We start from the raw sequence: 22,247 nt of genomic DNA on the forward strand, positions 1-22,247 counted from the left end.
ACGTTGTTTGCGATTGTCGACATTAATATGGCCACTCGAAGGGGTGAGTTGATTAATAGAAACAATTAAAAAGTGTAAATAAATCAAAATGATTTATTAACGTGAGATTAATTACAAATTGGATAATTACGAATGAGTACTTTTTCAGCTAAACCAGAAACAGTTAAACGCGACTGGTATGTTGTTGATGCAGCAGGTAAAACGTTAGGTCGTTTAGCTACTGAAATCGCAAGCCGTTTGCGTGGTAAACACAAAGCAGAATATACACCACATGTTGATACAGGTGATTATATTATCGTTATCAATGCAGAAAAAGTTGCTGTAACAGGCAAAAAACGCACTGATAAGATCTATTATCGTCATACTGGTTACATCGGTGGACTTAAAGAAGCGACTTTTAAAGAAATGATTGAACGTCATCCTGAACAAGTCATCGAAATTGCTGTAAAAGGCATGTTACCGAAAGGTCCTCTTGGTCGTGCAATGTACCGTAAACTAAAAGTTTATGCTGGTAATGAGCACAATCATGCGGCACAACAACCGCAAGTATTAGATATTTAAGGGGATAAAAGATGGCTGATAATCAATATTACGGTACAGGTCGCCGCAAAAGTTCTGCTGCTCGTGTATTTATCAAACCAGGTAGTGGTAACATCGTTATTAACAAACGTTCATTAGAGCAATACTTTGGTCGTGATACTGCTCGTATGGTTGTTATGCAACCGTTAGAGTTAGTTGAAATGACTGACAAACTTGATCTTTACATCACGGTTAAAGGTGGTGGTATTTCAGGTCAAGCTGGTGCAATTCGTCACGGTATTACTCGTGCATTAATGGAATATGACGAAACTTTACGTTCTGCATTACGTCAAGCAGGTTTCGTTACTCGTGATGCACGTCAAGTTGAACGTAAAAAAGTGGGTCTACGCAAAGCACGTCGTCGTCCACAATTCAGCAAACGATAATTGTAACGTCGAAGAAACATTACAATTATATTTCAAAAAACCCAGCATTAGCTGGGTTTTTTTTATGCTAATTTTGAGTATTAGAAAAAATAATTTGTCGGTTTTCTGAATAAATTTAAATGAAAAATGGTTATTTATAAAAAAAATATTATTTAACTTAATGAATATAAATAATTTTATTTTATTCTATGTTCAAATATATGCTGTTTTGTGTTTTTTGCCAATATTTGATCTTTATGAAAAGAATGCAATAAAATTCATTTTTTTTAACAAATTTGTTATCTAATTTGTTAGAATAGTAATAATAAAAACTTATTTTAATTTTTGTATATTTGGAGTGGATATGGTTGTTGCTGTTAATAAGCGTTCTGTGATGACATTATTTTGTGATACAACAGATATTTACGGGCATCAGATCCGTTTTGTTCTGGCAGAAAAAGGGGTAACGGCCGAAATAGAGTTTGTAACGGCAGATAATTTACCTCAGGAATTGTTGGATCTTAATCCATATGCTTCAATTCCAACATTAATTGACCGAGATCTTACGTTATATGAGCCACACATTGCATTAGAATATCTTGACGAACGCTTTCCACACCCTCCATTAATGCCTGTTTATCCAATTGTGCGTGCTAATTCTCGGTTAACAATGTATCGTGTAAAAAAAGAGTGGTACAGTGCTTACGAAACAATTATTGCTGCGCCTAATAGTGATGAAGCTAAAATAGCACGAAAAAATCTTCTTGATGATCTTGTTTCAATTTCAATCATGTTTAAAGAAAAAGATTATTTTATGAGTGATGATTTTACATTATGTGATTGTTATTTTGCCCCATTACTTTGGCGTTTACCATTAATTGGTATTGAATTACCAAAAGTGGCTGAAAAGAATTATTTAGCTTATATGGCGCGAATTTTTGAACGTCCAGCTTTTGTTAGTTCATTAACCGAAGAAGAAAAAAGAATAAGAGCATAATCAATTAAATTTATCTTTATTTACGATAACTTTAGACAAGGTAGCCTTAATGGAACTCGAGCAAATGACTCCACGTCGTCCTTATATATTTAGGGCTTTTTATGATTGGATACTAGATAACGACTTAACGCCTTATATTGTCGTTAATACATCGGTATGCGGTGTATTAGTACCGCAAGAATTTATCCAAAACAATCAAATTATATTAAATATTGCTCCACAGTCGGTTGGTCAATATTTAGCGACTAATGAGCAAATTGAATTCAATGCTCGCTTTTCTGGTGTGCCTCAACATATTGTGGTGCCAATGGCAGCAATTGAAGCAATTTATGCTCGTGAAAATGGTGTTGGAATGGGATTTGAGGATGAACCACAATATCACGCACAGCGTGAAGCCTCATCTCAACAAACTGAACAAGTTAAGCCAAAAACCAACCCATTTCGTGTTGTAAAATAGTTATTTTTTGTTATCTAAAATTTTACGAAATCCAACAAACTATAAATATTATCGTTGTGCACTATTAGTGAGCAACGGTAATGTTTGTGTATAAAATTTAGTTGGCTAAAACAGTACGATAAGTAATAAAATATACATTGATATTTAGGTATAAAGTATTTTTAAATTGATATCTTTTTTAAGCTATTGAGTAGTGTATAAGCATAGACATAATGGTAGTATTTTGTTATCTCGGAGCTTGTTGTTGTAAGTATATACAGGCTAATTATATTAGTTACAACTAAAGGAAAGAATTAATTATGATAAATTTAAATCAAATCACGGTATTGCTTAGGGGATCATTAGGCATACTACCTATGATTCCTATGCTGGCTAATGCCACAGTGAATATTAATGATACTAATATTAGTAATTACCGTACTACAGGAATTAGCACTCTCCGTAGTAATGACGATATTTTGATAGAGACCTCTTCTGCCACTGGACCACATATTAACATAAGTACTAATGGAGGAATAGGACTTGAATCGAATAGAAGAAGCATAACTGTTGGAGCACCAGGTAGCACTGATAAATTTATTATTAAAGGAAATGTTGTTGGTAACCCGAATTCTTTTTATGGTATTGCTGTAAGACAATTGGGTCGAATAGTTTCTAATAGTGAACTCGAATTCAATATAGTTGATGGTACAGGTATTTATATCTCTAGTGGCTCGGAAGGATTATTCCAAAAAAAGGTCAGTATCACAGGTACAGGAACAGGTGGTTTCTACGGTATACGTAGTCACAATACATTATCAACATCCGAATCTAAAAGTGAGTTTAATGATAAAGTGTATATCACTTCTTCAGGTCAAAATAGTTCGGGCATTATTTCTATTAAGTCTAATAATCCTAATGCACTAGCCTCTCATTTAATTTTTAATGATAATGTTACTATTCATATGACGGGGCAAAATGGTATTGGTATTAACTCGGGATTCGAACCTGGAAGACCAAATGCTAATGTAAGCTCTACTGTTAATTTTAATAATGGATTAGATGTTATTACTGAACATGGTACAACGATTTATTCTAGTCAACAAAACGGTAAAGTGAACATTAGAAGTGGTTCAAATATAAATAATATTATTTCTCGTGATAATCAGCAATACAATTCAGTACAAGCCGATACTGGTGAAATAAATATCGATGGCAAAACAAATCTTGAAGGTGATATTTATGCAAGGACTACTGCAAATGGCAGGGGAATTATTAATTTCAACCTTACCGATGGTTCAACGCTATTAACTGCGATGGAAAATAATGTATTAACACCGTCAAGTAAAGGTGATATCAATTTATCTCTTCTAGGTAATCAAAGCCAATGGAAGATGACTGACAATTCATTCCTAGATTCATTAACGTTAGGCAATGATGCTAAAATTAGCTTTGGTTACAGCTATGCAACGCCAAGCTCAGTGGATGTTCTTAATAGCACTAATGCGATGAGATTAGTGACAAATTCATTAGCTGGTAACGGTGTGTTTGAAATGCGAACTGGGATTGGCCAAAACATAGCCAATGATTTACTTAAAGTAATTGGTACTGGCTTGGCTACAGGTAATCATAAAATTACGCTTATTGATGATAAAACAGGTGCAAGCTCGGTAACAGGAAATGAAAGAATAACACTTGTTGAGACCGAAGGTGGTAGTGCTGTTTTTGGTCTGTCATCACAGTCTTTTGATGTTGGTCCTTATCAGTTTAATACCTTAACTAAAGTTAATGGTACTCGTGGCGCAGGTACTGAAGATTGGGTTTTATCTGGAACACTACTTCCTCAAAATGGAAACAATAACAATAATAACAACAATAATAACAATAACAATAATGCTGGTGGTAATGGTAACAACCCTAACAAACCAATAGCTCAAAAACCGCTATTAACTCATACCGCGCAAAATGCCGCCAATATTCTAAATTCAAGCTATTTAATGAATTATGTTGAAACCCAAACATTATTGCAACGAATGGGTCAACTTAATATGAATAATGGCGCCAGTGGTGATACATGGGGGCGAGTCTATACAGGTAAATTAAGTTCATTTAATGATAGCCGTTTGTCTAATTTTGATATGAACTATTATGGTTTGCAACTAGGTGTTGATCGACAACTTGATAATGATAACTACGATATCTATTACGGTATTATGGGAGGCTTTAGCCGAGGTAACATTGATCATAACGTGGGCGATGGCAACACTAAAAGTTATTCTGCTGCATTATATTCTACAATGCAAACGCATAGTGGCTTATATGTCGATAGTTTAGTGAAGTATATGCGAATGGCAAATAAATTTAATAGTCGTACTGGTGGTGGTTATAACGTTAAAGGTGATGGCGATACAGACGGATTTTCAGTTGGCGCCGAAGTTGGACAACGCTTTTACTCGTCTGAATGGTATATTGAGCCACAAGCACAGCTAACGTATTCTCGCCAAAATAACACAACAATTAAAGCAACTAATGGATTAAAAACCAAATTAAGTAGCTATAACTCATTAATTGGTAGAACTAGTGTTATTTTAGGTTACGAAATACAAGACGCTGATAACCCAGCAAATATCTACTTTAAAACTGGTTATCTAAAAGAATTTGATGGCGAAACAGCTTACACCTTTAATCATGTAGCTAAAGAAAAATATGATTTTGGTGGTAATTGGTGGGATAACGGTATTGGTATCAATATGCAATTTAACAAAAATCACCAAATTTATGGTGATATCGTTTATTCACTTGGTAACAAGTTTGATCAAAAACAAGCAAATGTAGGATACCGTTACAGCTTTTAAATAAATCAACATGACTTTGTTTTGTTTGTATAACAAAATAAAACGTTCATAAAAATAACAATAAAACCCATTGATCATCTAGGTTAATGGGTTTTATGGTATTTAAATATCATAAAGTTTTTACTTAAAAAATCTTTCAAGAAACACATTTATTTCACTAATATTTTTCTATCATTTTTCTATTTTCATTCAAAATCAACAGATTATACAACATTGATAAAGTTCCGTTCTTCCAGCAAAACTATAAATAAGTGCTTTAATAACAGCTATTTATCCGCCCAAAATTAGTCAGGGAAAGTATTGATTTTATTTAGTTGTTTTAAATCTAAAGCGACTAAATAAAACTTTTACTAAAGCATTGCTTGGCAAGTAAATCTTTACAAAAGTTAACAAAAAAAGACTGAGTCTTTATTTCCTTGTAGAATATAATTTTTGTCACCAGACAAATGTCCGCATCATTAAACGAGCAAACAATCCTAAAATTCCCATAAAAATTTATTTAATAGGTAGATTGTTATGTATTTTAATTACTCAGTGTATTTTTTTTGTTATCAAGGTTATTGTAGTCATCAAGATTCATCACGAGCTTTATTTTTACCACTTAATTTAGTGAAATTATTAGCAATTTCACTGCGGTCGATATTTTTATTAAAATCACCATTGGTCTTTTCAACCTTGTTATTCTTTTCTTCGTTTAATGCACAGGCGTTATCGGTTTATACATCAAAAGCTATTGAGGGGAGTGCGCCATATTTAACGTTTGATGGGGGGCAAACTAGGGCGACTTCAACGGATAGTTTATTGTCTATTAAGTTGCAGGATGGACGAATTATCACACCATCGACTAATACATCAAGTGCAACAAATCCAATAATATTACCTGCAGGAAGTACTTTGGGTAATATAGATATGTTAGTTCCGTCATCAACTAATTCAGTGAGTTTAAATGACTTAATTACTCAAGGTAACTGGGGGGATGATGATGGTGATGGTCTGGGTACAAGTGGTGTAACGGCTACTGGGAGTATATCGGTATTATTTACGGATAAAGAAGATCGAACAGTAAGTCGTAGTGATACATTAAGTATATGTAGTGCTCCTTATAAGGTAATATTAACTAGTACTGCTGGTAGCTTAACCACACGTTATGGTGTGCCAAATAGTAGTACTTTTGTTGGAGGTACTGCGACTTATTATATCAAGCCGGATTCTTCTGGTAGTTGTTACTCTGTGCAATCAGTCAGGCCGAATTTGTTATTGGGTGGCACTACAGGCATCGATTCTTACGACAACCCTCGTTATGCAGGCCCATCTAACATATGGAGTTCAACAAAGGGTTTCTTCACTCAATCTACAAATTCGTCATCTTATGGTCTAAATTTTCCGACAACGGGTGCTGATGGATTGTATTTTGATTTACTCATAGATGGAGTCGATGCAAGTCAATTGACATGGTCTCCGGTCACGCGTGGTGGGATAACGGCTACTGTGACAAGTGTAACAGCTAATGATAGATGGATCCCTAGTGCTGATAGTGGAAAAATTGTCGCACGTGTTAAGTTAAATGGTCCTAGGGCGAGTGATGCTCAGATAAACGTAGCTAATCCTAGTCCTTTAATACCGCCATCTTTGCCGCAGACCTTTGAGTTGGTCGGTAGGGATAGTTATGGTAGGGAGGTGAGGTACGGATTTGTCTTAAAGCAGTGGTTCGTCAATCGGGGTAATCAACTGGGTTATCAGTCTGACCAAATATCTTGGTGTAGTCGTTTAGGTTATCGTGTACCACAGGTTAGGGAGTTAACTAACGCGAAGTGTGGTGTTAATACAGACTTTCCATGTATAAACGGCATAGATGGCTCTATGCCTAGCTCATCTGATAATTGGTACCAGCGACGAATAGGAGCAGGATTTTTCACAGAATGGGGCCACATGTATCACTATGCTGATGCAGGTTTCGTCAACGGCAATGCCTGGGCAAGCGACTCTACAGGTAGCAATGGCCTCTCTGTCTACTCGGGCAACGGCGCCGTCTACAACGGCATTGCTAGCTACAATCGTTATGCCCTTTGCATCGCACCTTAGCTTTTATTTCTGGGTTATTAATCCTGAGGTCGCAGGGTGGTTATGGTGCAAATAGAGGATAATCTAATAAAGAATAAAGCCCCCGCGTAAGTTGGGGCTTTTTCAGTTAGAGCTGCGCTGTTGCGGTTTAAATTGGTATTCTATTTTAGCGCGGTAAGATTTCGGACGTGGTCACGGTAGCTATTTTGAACACTAAACTGCAAACGTCCGAAACCACTGCATCTAATTCATTCTATCCACCAACCAAAAAAGGCCTTATTCCCACCAAAAATTAGTCAGAAAAGGTATTGATTTTATTGAAATTTTTATTTGGGTTTTTATTCAAAAAACACTACAAAACCATTCTCCAAAGTACGCCAACTCAGGCTTTAACAAAACTTTAAAATTTTTAACAAAAAACTAGCGCATTATTAATCAACCGGTTATAATTTCAGCGCTTTCAAAGCAAGGGAACGCTCATTAGTTGAGCGGACAATTATAAAAAATGTAAATAAAACAAAAAATTACTTGACAGGATAATCGAAATGCGTTACCATGCATGGCATCTGGCATCTGGCCTGCCAAACCTATGCCCTAAATCTTTTTCAATATTATCGTAGTCTAAAACAGACTCAATTCTTATTATTATCATCGAAGTTATCGCGCTTGACGTCCTCGCTGAGGTTATTGGCTAGATTGTTGCCAAATCCAAGGTACTTACCTTTCTTATTTAAATTATCTAAGTCGCCATTGGTCTTCACATCGTTGTTGTTATTGTCGTATTCGCAAAAATCGCAGGCGTTATCGGCGCAAACCACAAAGGTAATTGAGGGTAGTGGGCCGTATTTAACGTTTGATGGGGGTCGAACTAAGGTAATTTCAGCGGATAGTTTATTGACTATTGAGTTGCCTAATGGTATTACCATCAGTCCATCAACCAATACTTCAAGTCCGACAAATCCGATAAGATTAGTTAATGGAAGTACCTTTAATGATATACACATGTTGGTGCCGTCTGGGGCGAATACCGTGAATTTAAGTAACTTAATTACTCAAGGTAATTGGGGTGATGATGATGGAGATGGTCAGGGTGCTAATGGTGTAATGGCATCAGGGAATATATCGGTAAATTTTACCGATAGGGATGGTAATACTGTCAGTCGTAGCGATTCATTAAGTATATGTAGTGCCCCTTATAAAGTAACATTAAGTAATACAGATGGATATTTACAAACACAGTACGGAGTTCCGAATACAAGCAGTTTTAGTGGTCAAACAGCGACATATTATATCAATCCGTATGATAGTGTTGTTCGTGTTTGTTACGCAAGGCCGAATTTATATTTTGGCGGCACTGGTGCTATTGTTTATGGTCTTAATGACGATTCTATCTTCTCCGGTCCATCTAACATATGGAGCCCTACAAAGGGTTTTTTAACTCAGTCAACGAGCTCATCATCTTATGACCGAAATTTTCCGACAACGGGTGCTGATGGGGTGTATTTTGATTTAGAGTTGCCTGTTGGGGTTGATGGAAGTCAGTTGACGTGGTCTGTTGTCACGAATGGTAGCATAAGGGCAACGGTGAGTTGGATAAGGCCAAACCAATCCAACAATTACGACATTTGGATTAGAGATAAATCCCAGTATGTGACACGGGTAACGTTAAGAGGTCCTAGGGCGGATAGCACTCAAATACAATCAGATAATCCTAGTCCGCTTACTCCGTTGCCATCTTTGCCGCAGACCTTTGAGTTGGTGGGTAGGGATAGTCGAGGTAATGAGGTGAGGTATGGATTTGTCTTACAGAAGTGGTTCGTCAATAGGGGTAATAACACGGGTAATCCGTCTGAACAAATGTCTTGGTGTAGTCGTTTGGGGTATCGTCTTGCTAAGGTCAAGGATTTAACTAATGCGGTTTGTTCTGGTTTGAATGTTGATCCAAATTATCCTTGTACTGGTGCTATCGGAGCCACGCCTAGTTCATCTGTTAATCGTTACAAGCGTCACATAGGTGCAGGTTTTTTTACGGAGTGGGGCATCATGTACAACTACGCTGATGTGGGCTTCATCGACTACAACTACTGGACAAGCGACGTGTCAGGTAGCAATAGCTTCTATGTCTACTCGGTCAGCGGCTTCGTTGGCAGTAGCAGCGTATCCTTCAACAATTACGCTGTTTGCACCGTACCTTAACTAGTCCTTAAACCTTGGACCGCGGGGGTGGTTATGGTGCAAATAGAGGATAATCTAACAAAGAATAAAGCCCCCGCGTTGGGGCATTCCCTTATGGTTGCGCCGTTGTGGAGAAGCCACAATCGCGCCGCCTCCGCCGCCGATGACGCTGAAAGTGTCGATGGGGTGGCTCAGGGGTAAAATCAAATAAATAAAGAGAAGTCATGTAATGGAAATAGAACAAAAATTAGCATTAAGTGAAAATCCGATACATTTTTTGAAAGAAGGTCTTTTTTTAAAGGCTTATAACCAGTCATTTTATGTCATGAGTCAATTATTAGGATTTAATCTAAAGCCGATAATCAAACACATAAAAAAACTCGACCAAATTATTGTATGTGGTGGATTTCCGGCTAATGTTATTAATAAACGTTACCCTAACGCAGTGCCAACTATTCACGGCTACTAGTTATTAGATGATTACGATTTAAGTGGTTACCAAACTTGGTACCAACAGCAGTGTCGGTTATACCAAAAAAGAAAAGCCCAACAAAACCAACTGCAACAAACACAGCAAACTACCAGCCATGCAAACGAAGTCACTGCACCGGAATCATCCATTTTTACTGACTCAGAGCCAATAGCAGAAACAGCACTAACATAAACAAACCCTTAACATTACAACATTTACTGTTTTTATCGTCATGGCAACCTAATAAATATCCGCCTATGAATGATAGTGCATTTATTCAAGAGTTAAAAAACTATTTCGGTCAATAACAGAGCACACTGTGCCGGATGGGGCTATTGCTTAGTGTTGTGTTTTTGCTAAAAAAACACCAAATAAAAACTTCAATAAAATCAATACTTTTTCTGACTGATTTTTGGGCGGAAAATCAAGCCTTTTTTTGTTTTGGTGAATAGAATAAATTAGGTGTGCAGGTTTCGGACGTTTGGGCCTTGTATGAATAAAATAGCTTCAGTGACCACGTCCGAGCAAAGGGAATTAAAGCGAATTCCCTTTGCAATCCCGCGCTTTGGCTGCAGAATGTGGCCTACGGCTACCCTCCGCCGTTGCTCGGTCTTAACGTACCGGCTATGATTACTCGTATCATCCTGATACTCGCCTTTTCGAGGCCATCTTCGCTTTGCTCAGATGTTCAAATTTATTCCAGACAAATTTGTCGTTCCAGACGGAGAATAGCCACGCCAAACATCCCTGTTTGGCGTGCTAACCTCACTCTGTTGTCGGCACATTCTGACGCCGGAATAAGACAGACAACATAATCTTAGGTGTTTTTTGGTGAATTGTTTTTTGTTAAAAAACAATGTAATTGCATCCAAAAAGTGGTCAGGAAAGGTATTGATTTTATTGAAGTTTTTATTTTGATGTTTTAAGATAAATCAATCACTTACACAATCTAAGTAAAGCGCCGGTAACTAACAAATCAACAAAACTACGAATAGAGCGCTTTAATAACAACTATTTAATCACCTAAAAACCGGTCAGAAAAGGTACTGATTTTATTGAATTTTCATGTGTTGCTTTTTAAAGCAACACTCTTATATCCAGATTATTTCCCTTTGAATTTTATTACTTTTACGCTGACTTTAAGTATATAATCAACAAAAACTCATCTATGGATTGTTTTATGGCTAATGTTTCTTCCTTTCGCCGACGTCAAGGTGTTATCTTCGTCGCTTTTTTATTCACTACTTTTATTGTTGGTATTGCCGGTGCTTTACAATCCCCCACATTAAGTCGGTTTTTGACTTTTGAAGTAAAGGCTGATCCCCGTTTAGTTGGGCTCTTTTTTTCAGTGAATGCATTAGCAAGTATCATTGGAAGTTTTTTATTGGCTAAATATTCAGACAAAAAAGGTGATAGGCGGAATATTGTTATATTTTGTTGTTTGATGGGGGTTGTTAATAGTGTGATATTTGCTTTTTCTAGGCACTATTATATTTTAATTACGCTTGGTGTTTTGTTTGCCGCTTTATCATCTGCCGCTATGCCACAAGTTTTTGCACTTGCCCGTGAATATGCGGTCAAAACGGGGCGTAATGTTGTAGCATTTAATTCGTTAATCCGAGCACAACTTTCTTTAGCATGGGTGATTGGTCCACCTCTTTCATTTGGTTTAGCTATCCACTATGGTTTTACCGTCATGTATCTAAGTGCGATGTCTATGTTTTTTGTTGCGATGTTGTTTGCAGCCTTTTTTTTGCCTTCGGTTGAAAAAAATCCCATCTTACAACTTGATAATACGATTGATATAAAATCAGCTAACCAGCCACTATTTAAAAATAGGAATGTCGTTTATTTATTGCTTTCGACTGTATTTATGTGGACTGCTAATATGATGTATATCATCGATATGCCACTTTATGTGAATTCCGTATTACATTTATCCGATTCATTACCCGGGCAATTAATGGGATTAGCGGCAGGCATTGAAATTCCAGCTATGCTTATTGCCGGTTATTTAGTGCCTGTTTTGGGGAAGAGAAATTTGTTTTTCATCGCTATCGTTTGTGGTTTGCTGTTTTATGTTGGTATGATTTTATTGACTGACGAATTTGCATTATTTGCTTTGCAACTTTTTAATGCACTTTTTATTGGTATTGTTGCAAACATTGGCATTATCTACTTTCAAGATCTATTACCAACAAGAATGGGCGTTGCCTCAACATTATTTAATAATGGTATTATTTGTAGCACTATTTTGGCGGGAATTATTCAGGGATTTGTTTCTGAATCTTATGGGCATGAAATTATTTATTGGATTGCATTTGCCATGGTTGCCATTTCATTACTGTTTTGTGCTTTGGTTAAGGATAAGCATTAATGATGGGGATTGGCTAAATTGTCTTCCAAATGGTGGAAGACAATTTGGGGCTTTTTGATGTTTATTCAGATTCTGCAAAAGTATTGCATTGACTAATCGAGCCGTTATCAAATCCTTGTTTAAACCATGTATAACGCTGTTTTGATGATCCATGGGTAAAACTATCGGGCATAACATAACCGCCACTTTGCTGTTGCAGTCGATCATCGCCAATGGCTTGTGCTGTTTTTAATGCTTGTTCTATATCGCCAACGTCAAGAATGTTCTTTTTTTGCATTGCGTTGCCCCACATACCAGCATAGCAATCTGCTTGTAATTCTAATTTTACCGATATTTGATTTTTGACGGTGTCTGATTGATCTTGCGTTAGCTCTGCAACTTGGTTAAATGTTCCAAGTAAATTTTGTACATGATGACCAATTTCGTGGGCGATGACATATCCTTGCGCAAAATCACCACCGCCACCAAGGCGTTGTTTCATCTCTTGATAAAAGGAGAGGTCTAAATATACTGTTTTATCTATATTACAATAAAACGGCCCCATAATGGCTTGGCCTGTGCCACACGATGTTTGGGTTGAGCGAGTATACAGCACTAATTTAGGTGGGACATAGGTTTTGCCTAAGTGTTGAAATTGCTCGCTCCAATAGTCTTCGGTACTGGCTAATATGATCGAGGTGAATTTGGCTGCTTCGCGGTCATCTGCTGTATATTCTGACGAGGTTTGTTGTGCACTGTCTGAGGTGGTTAGGTCGGAACTGAGTAACCCAGTTAAATCAACACCGTAATAACCCGCTACTAAAACGACAATAAATAAAGCAATTTTGTCTTTACCTTTAATGGGGATTCCGGTCCCCATTCCACTGCTTGATTGTGAGCGGCGATCTTCAATATTGTCGCTTTCTCTTTGGTCTTTCCAGCGCATAAGAGGGCACCTTGTCAGTTTTTATTTTGTTATTTTAATGGATAATGATGAAGGATACTAGATTAAGTCAATGCTATCGCTGTAATTTAGAAAAATTATGATGGGTCAAAATGATATCAGTAGGTAAAGAGTGTGGTTAAATCGGTTATTTTCTTGCTCTATTTTAGGTATATAATGTTGGTAAATTTCACCGTATCTTCATTCTAATGTCAGGGTCTTGTTATGCCATATCTATTACTTACGTTAGCTGCTTGTTTTTGGGGTGGGAACTATGTTGTTGGGCGTATTTTGGTGACACACGCTGATCCCATGGTGATATCAGAAGGTCGTTGGGTTATCACTGCGGTGTTATTGTTGTGTTTGTATCACCATCAAGTGCGCAATGATTGGGTTAAGATTAAAAAGTCGGTTGGGTCAATTTGTTTGCTGGCGATTTTTGGTCAGATTTTGTTCCCTTTAACGTTGTATGTGGGATTGCAATATACCTCGTCACTTAATGCGTCAATTTACCTTTCTGCAACGCCTGGCATGGTTTTAGTTATGAATAAATTGTTATTTAATGATTCAATTTCAAAAAATAACATCTTAGGTGTGTTGTTTAGTACGATGGGGGTTATTTACCTTATTTTACAAGGGAATCTAACTAATTTAAATTCATTGAGCAATATTAACCAAGGCGATTTATGGGCAATGGCATCGGCAATGAGCTGGGCTTGTTATAGTGCCTTTTTACGTTTAAAGGATAAATCTATTGCTGGTAATGCTTTTGTAACAGTTAGTGCGGTATTAGGTTCTTTGATGTTACTACCTATTGCTTTAGTGTATTTCTATTTTTATCCTGTTGAAAACCTAGCGCATTATACTGATGCTAGCTTTTTACTTGGGTTATTGTATATTGCCATTTTTGCTTCTTGGCTGTCTTATCTATTTTGGAATAGAGGCATTGCTGAAATTGGCGCAAGTCGTGGGCAGATTTATACCCATGTTATTCCTTTATCAGGTGGCGTTTTTAGTATTTTATTTTTGCATACTGAAATAGCTAATTTTCATATTATCAGTACATTGTTTATTGTCATTGGTATTTACCTTTGTTCGAAAAAGTCGACGGTTCGTAATTGCAGTTAGCAAAAGTAGCATTGGCTGTTTAGTCGTTGCGTTTTACTAAAGTGGGATATTTTGTTATACTTGGTACACAATTTTCATGAAAAGGAATTGTTTCACAGCTATCAAGTCGCAATATGGCTAGCCGAAATCACTTACCCGTTTTTGCTTTTTATTGTCCTCTTTTTATTTTGTTTTATTGGATTTTGCATCAATTTTTATTAGCTCTTTAGCATATTTTTCTGTGTAATATCGCTGATATTAGTCTTACATTACACAATTATATCATTGATGTTACCTCTTTATTCCTTTTCTTTATTTGAGTTTAAATAGGCGGTATGTTATGAAAAAAGCAATAAGATTTAAAAGGAAGCCATTAAATATTAATGATATTACCATCATTGATGATCATAAATTAAGAAAGGCAATTATCGCAGCTGCACTAGGAAACGCTATGGAGTGGTTTGATTTTGGCGTTTATGGATTTTTAGCTTATGTTTTAGGGCAAGTATTTTTTCCTAGTGCATCGCCAAGTATTCAGGTGGTAGCTGCTTTGGCGACTTTTTCAGTTCCATTTTTAGTTCGCCCATTAGGTGGTTTGGTGTTTGGGGTTCTTGGTGATAAATTGGGGCGTCAAAAAATTCTTTCTGTCACAATTATTATCATGTCATTAAGTACGTTTTGTATTGGGTTGATTCCTTCTTATGCAACTATTGGTATTTTTGCACCGCTTTTATTATTGCTTGCTAAATTGGCTCAAGGGTTTTCAATTGGTGGGGAATATTCAGGTGCGGCGATTTTCGTTGCAGAATACTCGCCAGACCGTAAGCGTGGTTTTATGGGGAGTTGGTTAGATTTTGGTTCGATTGCCGGATTTTTAGTTGGCGCCGGCTTGGTTGTGCTATTATCAAGTATTCTTGGCGAAGTAAAATTCCAAGATTGGGGATGGCGAATTCCGTTTTTGTTTGCATTACCATTGGGTTTAATTGGCCTGTATTTACGTCATGCTCTAGATGAAACCCCTGCATTTCAGCAACACACCGATACATTGGATAACAATGAACGCACAAACATTGCTAATCCACCAAAAATGACCTTTAAAGAGATATTCACTAAATATTGGAAGAGTTTATTTGTTTGCGTTGGATTGGTGATTATTACCAATGTTACTTATTATATGTTACTTACTTATATGCCAAGTTATTTATCGCATAACTTACATTATCGGGCAGATCATGGTGTATTAATTATTATCGCCATTATGATTGGAATGTTATTTGTACAACCAATGATTGGTTTGATTAGTGATAAAATTGGGCGAAGACCTTTTATTGTTGGTGGTAGTTTTGGTTTACTTGTCCTTGCTTATCCTGCATTTATGATGATTAACAGTGATGTTATTGGACTTATTTTTATCGGATTATTGATTTTAGCTGTACTACTTAATTGCTTTACGGGTGTGATGGCTTCTATTTTACCGGCTATTTTTCCAACGAGCATTCGTTACAGCGCTTTAGCTATTTCCTTTAATATCTCCGTACTCATTGCTGGGGCAACGCCAACTGTCGCAGCGTGGTTGGTTGAGGCTAGTGGTGATTTGTATATGCCTGCTTATTACTTAATGGTGGTTGCAGTTGTTGGGTTAGTGACTGGCTTAAAAATGAATGAAACTGCGAATAAACCACTGCGAGGTGCAACACCTGCAGCATCGGATCGCTCAGAAGCCAAAGAGATTTTATCTGATCACTTTGATTCGATAGAGCAAAAAGTCGAAGATATAGAACAGCAAATCGATGCCTTACAAAAACAACGACAGGATTTGGTGGATCAGCATCCTAAGTTAGATTAATTTTTTTGATATCGATTGATTACGGACATTTTTAGAATGTAGGATTTTATGATCATTGATATTATGTCCAAGCAAGGGGAGGGAATCACTCTCCCTTTTTGATCGTTACTCAACATCAAGATTATTGTTTAATAGCGAATCAGCAGTTACCTGTTGCTTTTTTGCAAAGTCAATCAGCTTTAGAGAATGATCATCTACCAATATTGATTAATAATGATGAGCATTGTCCACTGCGAGCTAAAACGTTAGCTTGCGGTTATCCACCTGAAAAAATGATTACGGTGGACTCGTTAAGTCAATTATCAAATCTTGTTGAAAAAGGGCAAGGTATAGCACTTTTGCCAATCTTTTTAATAAAAGATAAATTTAAAACGATCAACAATAATCGTGACTTTATTCAATTTTATTGTTATCAACATTCTTCGGTTTAATCCCGATAATAATCACATTATTTTTGCAATAATTTACTGTGGTACTGACTTCGATATTCAGTGGGTGAACGCTCCGTCTTTTTTTTGAAAATCCGACAAAAATAGTTACTATCTTTAAAACCTGATGCTAGAGCAACTTCTTTTACATTCAAATCATAATCTTTCAATAACGATTTTGCATATTCTAAGCGAATATGGTTTAAATATTCGTTTAACCCTATTTTGCCTTCTCGTTGAAATAGATGCGATAAGTAATTGGGCGAAATGTAAAACATGTTAGCTAAAAAGCCGCGTGTAATATTTTCACGAAAGTGGGTATCAATGTATTGGCGAATAGCTTCAAATAAGCTGGTGGTTTTGGATGATGTTTCGATCTCAACATTAAGTAAATCTAGTGTATTGCTTAGCAAGCTTTGAATCAGAAAGTATGCTGTTTTGTTTTGTTCGAATGGTTGGTTTTGCCAATTTAGTTCTGTAAGTGCTTGAATGATAAATGCTCCTACTCTTGGCCCCCGCCTAGGTTTGTTTATTTGTCCATAGGGGATTAATTGAGTACCATCCCAGTGTAATAAGCTAATTCCAATTTGCTGTTTTCCAAACAAAATACTTAATGATGTAACTGGAGTTGTCCAAATGGATTTGTTCCAACTTTGAGCAGAAATATATAATAAATCATTAGCCAATAAGGTCTTTTCAATTACGTTACCATCTTTATCTGCCCATAGCATTTGTTGCTTTCCTTCTAATATGATTTCAATTCTAGGAAAGTTGACTTGGTAGGACATCAAAGGAGCGTTAGCGCTGTTGTTAGCAAAATAGATGTGGTTAATTGCCTGTTGATGATTCACTAGTTTGGCTAATGCGTTATTGATGGATTTGGTCATAAAATTGTATCGACGATAAGTTAATTAATGTGCAATTGTTTAGATTTTAGGTGAATATAAAAAATGAAAATTAGTTTAAATTGCTATTTTATTTAATAAGTTAATTTTAGTTTTTGATTATGTGATCTAAATCTCATTTTTTTGTTTAGCGTACAAAAATCCAGTAAAAGGCAAGATCGTCTTCTAGGCCATTAGGTTATTTTTTTTTACTATATTAGCTATGAAAATGGTGTTATATGTTAATTGATGATTGAACCGAATTAGGAGTTAATTATGGAATTATATTTAGATACAGCCGATATTGCTGCTATTAAACGTTTAGCTAAGGTGTTGCCGATTAGCGGCGTCACCACTAATCCGAGTATTGTGGCAAAGTCGGGTAAGCCTATTTTTCCGTTATTAGTTCAATTACAAGAGGTTTTAGGCCCAGATAAACTGCTTTTTGCACAAGTGCTTTCAAGTGATGCTGATGAGATGATAAAAGAAGCTCATCAACTTAGAAAAGCGGTACCTTCAATTGTGACTAAGATTCCTGTTAATGCCCAAGGATTGATTGCAATTAAAGAGTTAACTCAACAAGGTATTCCAACGTTGGGGACAGCCGTTTATGGGGCAGGGCAAGGTTTTTTAGGTGCGCTTGCTGGTGCTAAATATATTGCACCTTATGTCAATCGTATTGATGCTCAAGGTGGAAATAGCAAAGATACCGTGCTAGAGTTGCAAAAATTATTGGATTTGCATTGTCCGCAGTCGATGGTGTTGGCAGCCAGTTTTAAAACACCAAGACAAGCATTAGATTGCATGTTAGCAGGCTGTAAGGCAATTACGTTGCCTGTTGATGTTGCCGAGCTTTTTATTTCAGATCCTGCGGTTGATGCAGCCATTGCTAAGTTTGATCAAGATTGGCGTAGTACTTTTGGATCGTTAACTTTTTAAATTTAATTGTCAATTTTAGGTGAAATAAGTTTATCTGTTTTTTTCAATTGTAAAAATAGCATTACTCTAACATTTTTTATTGTATGATGCATTTGAATACAATAAATATAAGGATTGACGCGATGGATGAAAAAAAAGAAAAAATTAAAATAGACAAAAAAGTTATTGTCAATGCATTATTAACAGTATTGAGTGTTGAAAAAATATCGCCGAGTTTTATTCGTGTCCAGTTTAGTAGCAATAAACCTTTTAATGTCAATCCATTATGGATTTGTCCGTATTTAAAATTACTTTTTCCTGATCCTTTCACTGGCGAAATTACATTCCCTAAGCTTGATGATGATAATAAAATTGTGGTTGGTGATAAGTTACGTCAGCTTGTGCGCAGTTATAGTGTGCGGGAATTTGATCGTGTTACTAATCAGTTTTTTGTCGATTTTGCCATTCATGACGTGGGTTTGGCCTCTGTTTGGTCACAAAATGCTAAAGTTGGTGATCAAATTGGTTTGATTGGCGCTGCAGGTAAATTACAGTTTACTGATGATTGTTTGGTTTTAGTTGGCGATATTTCTTCTGTGCCAGCTATTTGTTACACACTTGAACATCTTCCTAAAAAACAAAAAGCGTTTGCCTTTATTCAGGTTAATGACAAAAGTGATATAGTGCCATTGGTTGATAGTGAAAATATTGAGGTTAACTGGTTTGTGCGAAATGAGAATAATCCCCATCAATTAGTCGATGGTGTAATGAGTGCAGATTTATCAGAACACGATAAACTGTTGTTTTGGGGAGGCATGGAATGTTCGTTAGCGCGACTTTTTCGACAATCCGTTAAGGAAAAATATACCCATTTGTCACCAGATGCTTTTCATATTACCAGCTATTGGCGTGAAGGTTTTGCTGAAGGCGAATTTAAGCATCGCGAATAATAAGTGTTGCTATTTTTATGAATATTTTGGCACATTTGCATTTGGCTACACTAGCGAGCAGTTCGTTAATTGGTAATACCGTTGCAGATTTTGTTAAAGGTGATCCTTATTTAACTTATGACTGCGATATTGCTGACGGCATTATGCTGCATCGCAAAATTGATAATTTGACCGATAGCCTATTTGAAGTTAGGCAAGCGAAGTTGTTGTTTCGAAAATCACATCAGCGCGTAGCCTCAATTGCATTAGATATTGTTTGGGATCACTTTTTGTCAAAACATTGGAGTGATTATGGGCTACTTCCAAGTGTGGCTCAATTTAATCAAGTAACAAAAATACATATCCAACCTTATATTAGCGCGTATCCTGCCGATTATCAGCATTTTATGAATGCAATGTGGCAAGGATTGTGGCTAGAAAATTATGCTTCTATCGATTTTGTTGGTGATGTACTTGGTGGCATGGCAAATCGACGACCAAAATTGTATTTGTTAAGAGAAACCATTGTTGATATTAAGCAACACTATGCGCAACTTGAGTCGTTGTTTTTTGTGTTATACCCCAAAATTTGTTTAGCGGTAAAAGATGGCATTGGCTAAAGTTGTTTTGGGGTATTAGTTGTTAATTTGGCAATATCAGTTTGCCATCATTTTTTTGGATGACATCATTGCGACTTGGGGATTGCATTATCGGTTTTAGGTTTTTGTTGGTTACTTGTGGCGCATAACCGCTTCTGCTTCCACGGGGAGTTGCATGCACCACTTGACTTACAGGTAGGGTGGCTTCGTTAGTTAAGTTAGCCCATAACCATTCGATAGCATCTTCACCATAATAATCAATCGGTAGTAGGGTGTTGTCAAATGGTGCTACGCCATCTAAGTAGCTTGCATTTTCAACTTCGATGTATCTTAGTTGTGATTGTTTGCCTTCAACCAAACTATTTAACGCGACATAAGGGCGTGATGTGTAGTTTGGTAGTTGTTTAACATTGTTACGCCCATGCACAATAAAGGTTTTTATACCATGCAAGTTACCCGATGCCATAACTTGTTTTATGCCTTGATTAACGCGATGCTCTTGTGACTTTTTATAAACACAAATTGACCCTTTAGTGCCATAGTCAATCGTGTCTTTTGTTTGTGAACTAGAGTAAAATTCGCGTCTCGGAGTATTAAGATCTTCATTTTCAACCAGATCCAAAATTGTTGCATTATGCCCATTCCACAAAGGTAAATGCCCATTCGCCATTCCCCATATTTGTTCGAACGAAATTTCTTCTAATGGCGCAACTTTACCACTGTAATATATTGGATTTTGCTGAGTACTTGCTACCGAAAAATCACACATGTTTTCGGTGACATCGTATTTGCCATAAGCGCTAATATATTGATAAGGTAGGCCAATGGATTCGGTATAGTAGAAGTATGGTAGTTGAATATCCATGTCTGGTGTCCAGCCATTTTTATGCAGTTTTTCTAGTGCTTCTTCGGGAGTGCCTTTTATGAGCAATTTTTCTTTTTTTAGAGCATTACAGCGTTCTTGTGAATAAAGAAAATAGTTTGCATAAGGCACATACGAATCGTTTTTATTAGGTTTTATTGCTGGAATCGCACACGGTATATATAATGCCCCATAAGCACTATAATTTGCAATAGACTTGGCTTCTAGTTTTTGTTGTGGAGTGTTGCCTATTTTTAGTGTAACCTGAGATTTATCTATATTTGGTTGAATTTGTGGATTGACTGCCACAATACCATCAATCATGTTTTGGTTATCCAATTCACCTGCTTTTAATGCGGCTCCTCCTCCATCGCTTGCACCATATACTAAAACAAGGGTGTTGTCTTTGTTAAATATGATTTTTTGATTGGTTGAAAACATACTATTGAGTTCATAAAAAGCAAATTCAATGGATTTTAATACATGTTCTCCCCAACGAGCTTCGGCATTTAGTTTTGAGTGCAGTTGTTTGATTGCATAGCGGTGGGGATATTTTTTGATGTATTGCTCTCTATTGTTAATCGATGAAGAAAATAAGATATTACTGTCGTTTACCTCGCCCCATACAGTAAAACCAACTTTGTGTTCAAGATCATAAATACCATTACCTAAACCTTTGTCGTTATATACCACTGCGCAGTTGTGGCGAAGTCCCCATAATCCACGAATTTGTACATCTTTGGCATTTAATATTCCGTCCGAATCGCTAGCTGGAACGGCAAGAATACAGGGTCTGTTTTTATTAAAATCAATTGGAATTTGTAATAACATGCCAACGCCGTCTTCTCGTTGTACGGCAGTTATTTCAGTACCTGTAACTTTACCATCAAATAAAGGCGTTAATTCTTGCTTTCTAAAGCCAAATAATGTTCCTTCGCCATTTTTTGTATCAATATAGCGATTGAGTTTGGCTTGTCGTCGTTCTTGAAAGTGTGGTTTGGTTGGAATTTCAACTTCTGGTGTCACAATAGTTGTGGACAATGGCGTAAAACCAAGCCCTGCGGTAACAAGGTCATTTTCATCACCATCGTAATAAGCCAAGGTATCACGAACTAGCCATTTTGGTTTTGTAATAGCACTGCCAATTTGAAGACTGCTATTGTTGTTTACATCGGTATTGGTTGTCGATGTTTGAGGTAAAATTGTGATTGTGTCGTCACGTTTATCGGTTTTTGAGCTGGTATTTGCTTTATTGTTAGTGTTTTTATTTTTGTTAGCATTGGTACTTTTTTTAGAAGTACTTGCTTTTGTGCTTTTGTCAGTTTTGGGCGTTTTTGTTGGATTGCTTTGCGCGGCTAATGGCATAGCGAAAGCGGGAAGAAGTATTAATGAGGCTAATGTTTTTATTGTTATCTTTTTCATTTTTAATTCCATC

At 36.6% G+C, this 22,247-nt stretch carries 18 protein-coding genes; 15 read left to right on the plus strand and 3 right to left on the minus strand.

Annotation, left to right across the window (positions count from 1 at the left end):
• The first annotated feature begins 132 nt into the window (after nt 1-132).
• From rplM to ACYH9I_RS07275, 9 genes are all read left to right on the plus strand, one after another.
• Nucleotides 133-561 carry a 50S ribosomal protein L13 gene (rplM, locus tag ACYH9I_RS07235; protein ID WP_065566227.1) on the plus strand — a complete coding sequence of 143 codons (429 nt, stop codon included), beginning with the start codon at nt 133-135 and terminating at the stop codon, nt 559-561.
• Between the two features lie 11 nt (nt 562-572).
• Complete coding sequence (gene rpsI / locus ACYH9I_RS07240; protein WP_034915459.1) at nt 573-965, plus strand: 30S ribosomal protein S9; 393 nt, start codon at nt 573-575, stop codon at nt 963-965.
• A 343-nt stretch (nt 966-1,308) separates the two neighbouring features.
• Nucleotides 1,309-1,941 carry a glutathione S-transferase N-terminal domain-containing protein gene (locus ACYH9I_RS07245; RefSeq protein ID WP_091350867.1) on the plus strand — a complete coding sequence of 211 codons (633 nt, stop codon included), beginning with the start codon at nt 1,309-1,311 and terminating at the stop codon, nt 1,939-1,941.
• 49 nt (nt 1,942-1,990) lie between these two features.
• Entirely contained in the window at nt 1,991-2,398 is a 408-nt protein-coding gene (locus ACYH9I_RS07250) for a ClpXP protease specificity-enhancing factor (protein WP_483559977.1), read from the plus strand.
• A 299-nt stretch (nt 2,399-2,697) separates the two neighbouring features.
• Complete coding sequence (locus tag ACYH9I_RS07255) at nt 2,698-5,232, plus strand: autotransporter outer membrane beta-barrel domain-containing protein (protein WP_483559979.1); 2,535 nt, start codon at nt 2,698-2,700, stop codon at nt 5,230-5,232.
• 516 nt (nt 5,233-5,748) lie between these two features.
• Nucleotides 5,749-7,314, plus strand: coding sequence for a hypothetical protein (locus ACYH9I_RS07260; protein WP_483559981.1), 1,566 nt, complete (start codon nt 5,749-5,751; stop codon nt 7,312-7,314).
• 534 nt (nt 7,315-7,848) lie between these two features.
• The gene (locus ACYH9I_RS07265) at nt 7,849-9,489 is read left to right on the plus strand and encodes a hypothetical protein (RefSeq protein ID WP_483559983.1); all 1,641 of its coding nucleotides are present in this window, start codon (nt 7,849-7,851) and stop codon (nt 9,487-9,489) included.
• Nucleotides 9,490-9,697: 208 nt separating this feature from the next.
• A complete protein-coding gene (locus tag ACYH9I_RS07270; protein ID WP_483559985.1) occupies nt 9,698-9,937 on the plus strand; it encodes a hypothetical protein in 240 nt (79 codons plus the stop codon).
• Between the two features lie 1,183 nt (nt 9,938-11,120).
• Nucleotides 11,121-12,317 carry an MFS transporter gene (locus ACYH9I_RS07275; RefSeq protein ID WP_483559987.1) on the plus strand — a complete coding sequence of 399 codons (1,197 nt, stop codon included), beginning with the start codon at nt 11,121-11,123 and terminating at the stop codon, nt 12,315-12,317.
• 61 nt (nt 12,318-12,378) lie between these two features.
• On the opposite strand, the gene ypfJ is transcribed toward ACYH9I_RS07275, so the two are convergent.
• On the minus strand, nt 12,379-13,242 hold the full coding sequence (gene ypfJ / locus ACYH9I_RS07280) for a KPN_02809 family neutral zinc metallopeptidase (RefSeq protein WP_483559988.1): 864 nt from the start codon (nt 13,240-13,242) through the stop codon (nt 12,379-12,381).
• A 222-nt stretch (nt 13,243-13,464) separates the two neighbouring features.
• Here ypfJ and ACYH9I_RS07285 point away from each other — a divergent pair, with 222 nt between their 5' ends.
• The 3 genes from ACYH9I_RS07285 to ACYH9I_RS07295 all read left to right on the plus strand — a co-directional run bounded on the left by ACYH9I_RS07285 (nt 13,465) and on the right by ACYH9I_RS07295 (nt 16,623).
• Complete coding sequence (locus ACYH9I_RS07285) at nt 13,465-14,367, plus strand: DMT family transporter (RefSeq protein ID WP_483559990.1); 903 nt, start codon at nt 13,465-13,467, stop codon at nt 14,365-14,367.
• A gap of 319 nt (nt 14,368-14,686) precedes the next feature.
• A complete protein-coding gene (proP, locus tag ACYH9I_RS07290; RefSeq protein ID WP_483559992.1) occupies nt 14,687-16,192 on the plus strand; it encodes a glycine betaine/L-proline transporter ProP in 1,506 nt (501 codons plus the stop codon).
• A gap of 98 nt (nt 16,193-16,290) precedes the next feature.
• Nucleotides 16,291-16,623: a hypothetical protein gene (locus tag ACYH9I_RS07295; protein WP_483559994.1), complete on the plus strand. Its 333-nt coding sequence runs from the start codon at nt 16,291-16,293 to the stop codon at nt 16,621-16,623.
• A 17-nt stretch (nt 16,624-16,640) separates the two neighbouring features.
• On the opposite strand, the gene ACYH9I_RS07300 is transcribed toward ACYH9I_RS07295, so the two are convergent.
• Entirely contained in the window at nt 16,641-17,507 is an 867-nt protein-coding gene (locus tag ACYH9I_RS07300; protein WP_483559995.1) for a helix-turn-helix domain-containing protein, read from the minus strand.
• A 273-nt stretch (nt 17,508-17,780) separates the two neighbouring features.
• On the opposite strand from ACYH9I_RS07300, the gene fsa reads away from it, so the two are divergent.
• The 3 genes from fsa to ACYH9I_RS07315 all read left to right on the plus strand — a co-directional run bounded on the left by fsa (nt 17,781) and on the right by ACYH9I_RS07315 (nt 19,971).
• Nucleotides 17,781-18,443 (plus strand): fructose-6-phosphate aldolase, encoded by a 663-nt coding sequence (gene fsa / locus ACYH9I_RS07305; protein WP_483559997.1) that lies wholly within the window; start codon nt 17,781-17,783, stop codon nt 18,441-18,443.
• A gap of 122 nt (nt 18,444-18,565) precedes the next feature.
• Nucleotides 18,566-19,372, plus strand: a complete 807-nt coding sequence (locus tag ACYH9I_RS07310; protein ID WP_483559999.1) for a siderophore-interacting protein — start codon at nt 18,566-18,568, stop codon at nt 19,370-19,372.
• A gap of 17 nt (nt 19,373-19,389) precedes the next feature.
• Nucleotides 19,390-19,971: an acyl carrier protein phosphodiesterase gene (locus ACYH9I_RS07315; RefSeq protein ID WP_483560001.1), complete on the plus strand. Its 582-nt coding sequence runs from the start codon at nt 19,390-19,392 to the stop codon at nt 19,969-19,971.
• Between the two features lie 22 nt (nt 19,972-19,993).
• On the opposite strand, the gene ACYH9I_RS07320 is transcribed toward ACYH9I_RS07315, so the two are convergent.
• Nucleotides 19,994-22,234 (minus strand): 3-hydroxybutyrate oligomer hydrolase family protein, encoded by a 2,241-nt coding sequence (locus tag ACYH9I_RS07320; RefSeq protein WP_483560003.1) that lies wholly within the window; start codon nt 22,232-22,234, stop codon nt 19,994-19,996.
• Nucleotides 22,235-22,247: the final 13 nt, after the last annotated feature.

It is taken from the genome of Gilliamella sp. X-23 (assembly GCF_057063545.1).

Coding starts and splice junctions, on each gene's coding strand:
- rpsI (WP_034915459.1), top strand. CDS start 573: ATGGCTGATAATCAATATTACGGTACAGGTCGCCGCAAAAGTTCTGCT.
- ACYH9I_RS07250 (WP_483559977.1), top strand. CDS start 1,991: ATGGAACTCGAGCAAATGACTCCACGTCGTCCTTATATATTTAGGGCT.
- ACYH9I_RS07245 (WP_091350867.1), top strand. CDS start 1,309: ATGGTTGTTGCTGTTAATAAGCGTTCTGTGATGACATTATTTTGTGAT.
- ACYH9I_RS07260 (WP_483559981.1), top strand. CDS start 5,749: ATGTATTTTAATTACTCAGTGTATTTTTTTTGTTATCAAGGTTATTGT.
- ACYH9I_RS07275 (WP_483559987.1), top strand. CDS start 11,121: ATGGCTAATGTTTCTTCCTTTCGCCGACGTCAAGGTGTTATCTTCGTC.
- proP (WP_483559992.1), top strand. CDS start 14,687: ATGAAAAAAGCAATAAGATTTAAAAGGAAGCCATTAAATATTAATGAT.
- ypfJ (WP_483559988.1), bottom strand. CDS start 13,242: ATGCGCTGGAAAGACCAAAGAGAAAGCGACAATATTGAAGATCGCCGC.
- ACYH9I_RS07285 (WP_483559990.1), top strand. CDS start 13,465: ATGCCATATCTATTACTTACGTTAGCTGCTTGTTTTTGGGGTGGGAAC.
- ACYH9I_RS07270 (WP_483559985.1), top strand. CDS start 9,698: ATGGAAATAGAACAAAAATTAGCATTAAGTGAAAATCCGATACATTTT.
- ACYH9I_RS07310 (WP_483559999.1), top strand. CDS start 18,566: ATGGATGAAAAAAAAGAAAAAATTAAAATAGACAAAAAAGTTATTGTC.
- rplM (WP_065566227.1), top strand. CDS start 133: ATGAGTACTTTTTCAGCTAAACCAGAAACAGTTAAACGCGACTGGTAT.
- ACYH9I_RS07265 (WP_483559983.1), top strand. CDS start 7,849: ATGCATGGCATCTGGCATCTGGCCTGCCAAACCTATGCCCTAAATCTT.
- fsa (WP_483559997.1), top strand. CDS start 17,781: ATGGAATTATATTTAGATACAGCCGATATTGCTGCTATTAAACGTTTA.
- ACYH9I_RS07315 (WP_483560001.1), top strand. CDS start 19,390: ATGAATATTTTGGCACATTTGCATTTGGCTACACTAGCGAGCAGTTCG.
- ACYH9I_RS07320 (WP_483560003.1), bottom strand. CDS start 22,234: ATGAAAAAGATAACAATAAAAACATTAGCCTCATTAATACTTCTTCCC.
- ACYH9I_RS07300 (WP_483559995.1), bottom strand. CDS start 17,507: ATGACCAAATCCATCAATAACGCATTAGCCAAACTAGTGAATCATCAA.
- ACYH9I_RS07255 (WP_483559979.1), top strand. CDS start 2,698: ATGATAAATTTAAATCAAATCACGGTATTGCTTAGGGGATCATTAGGC.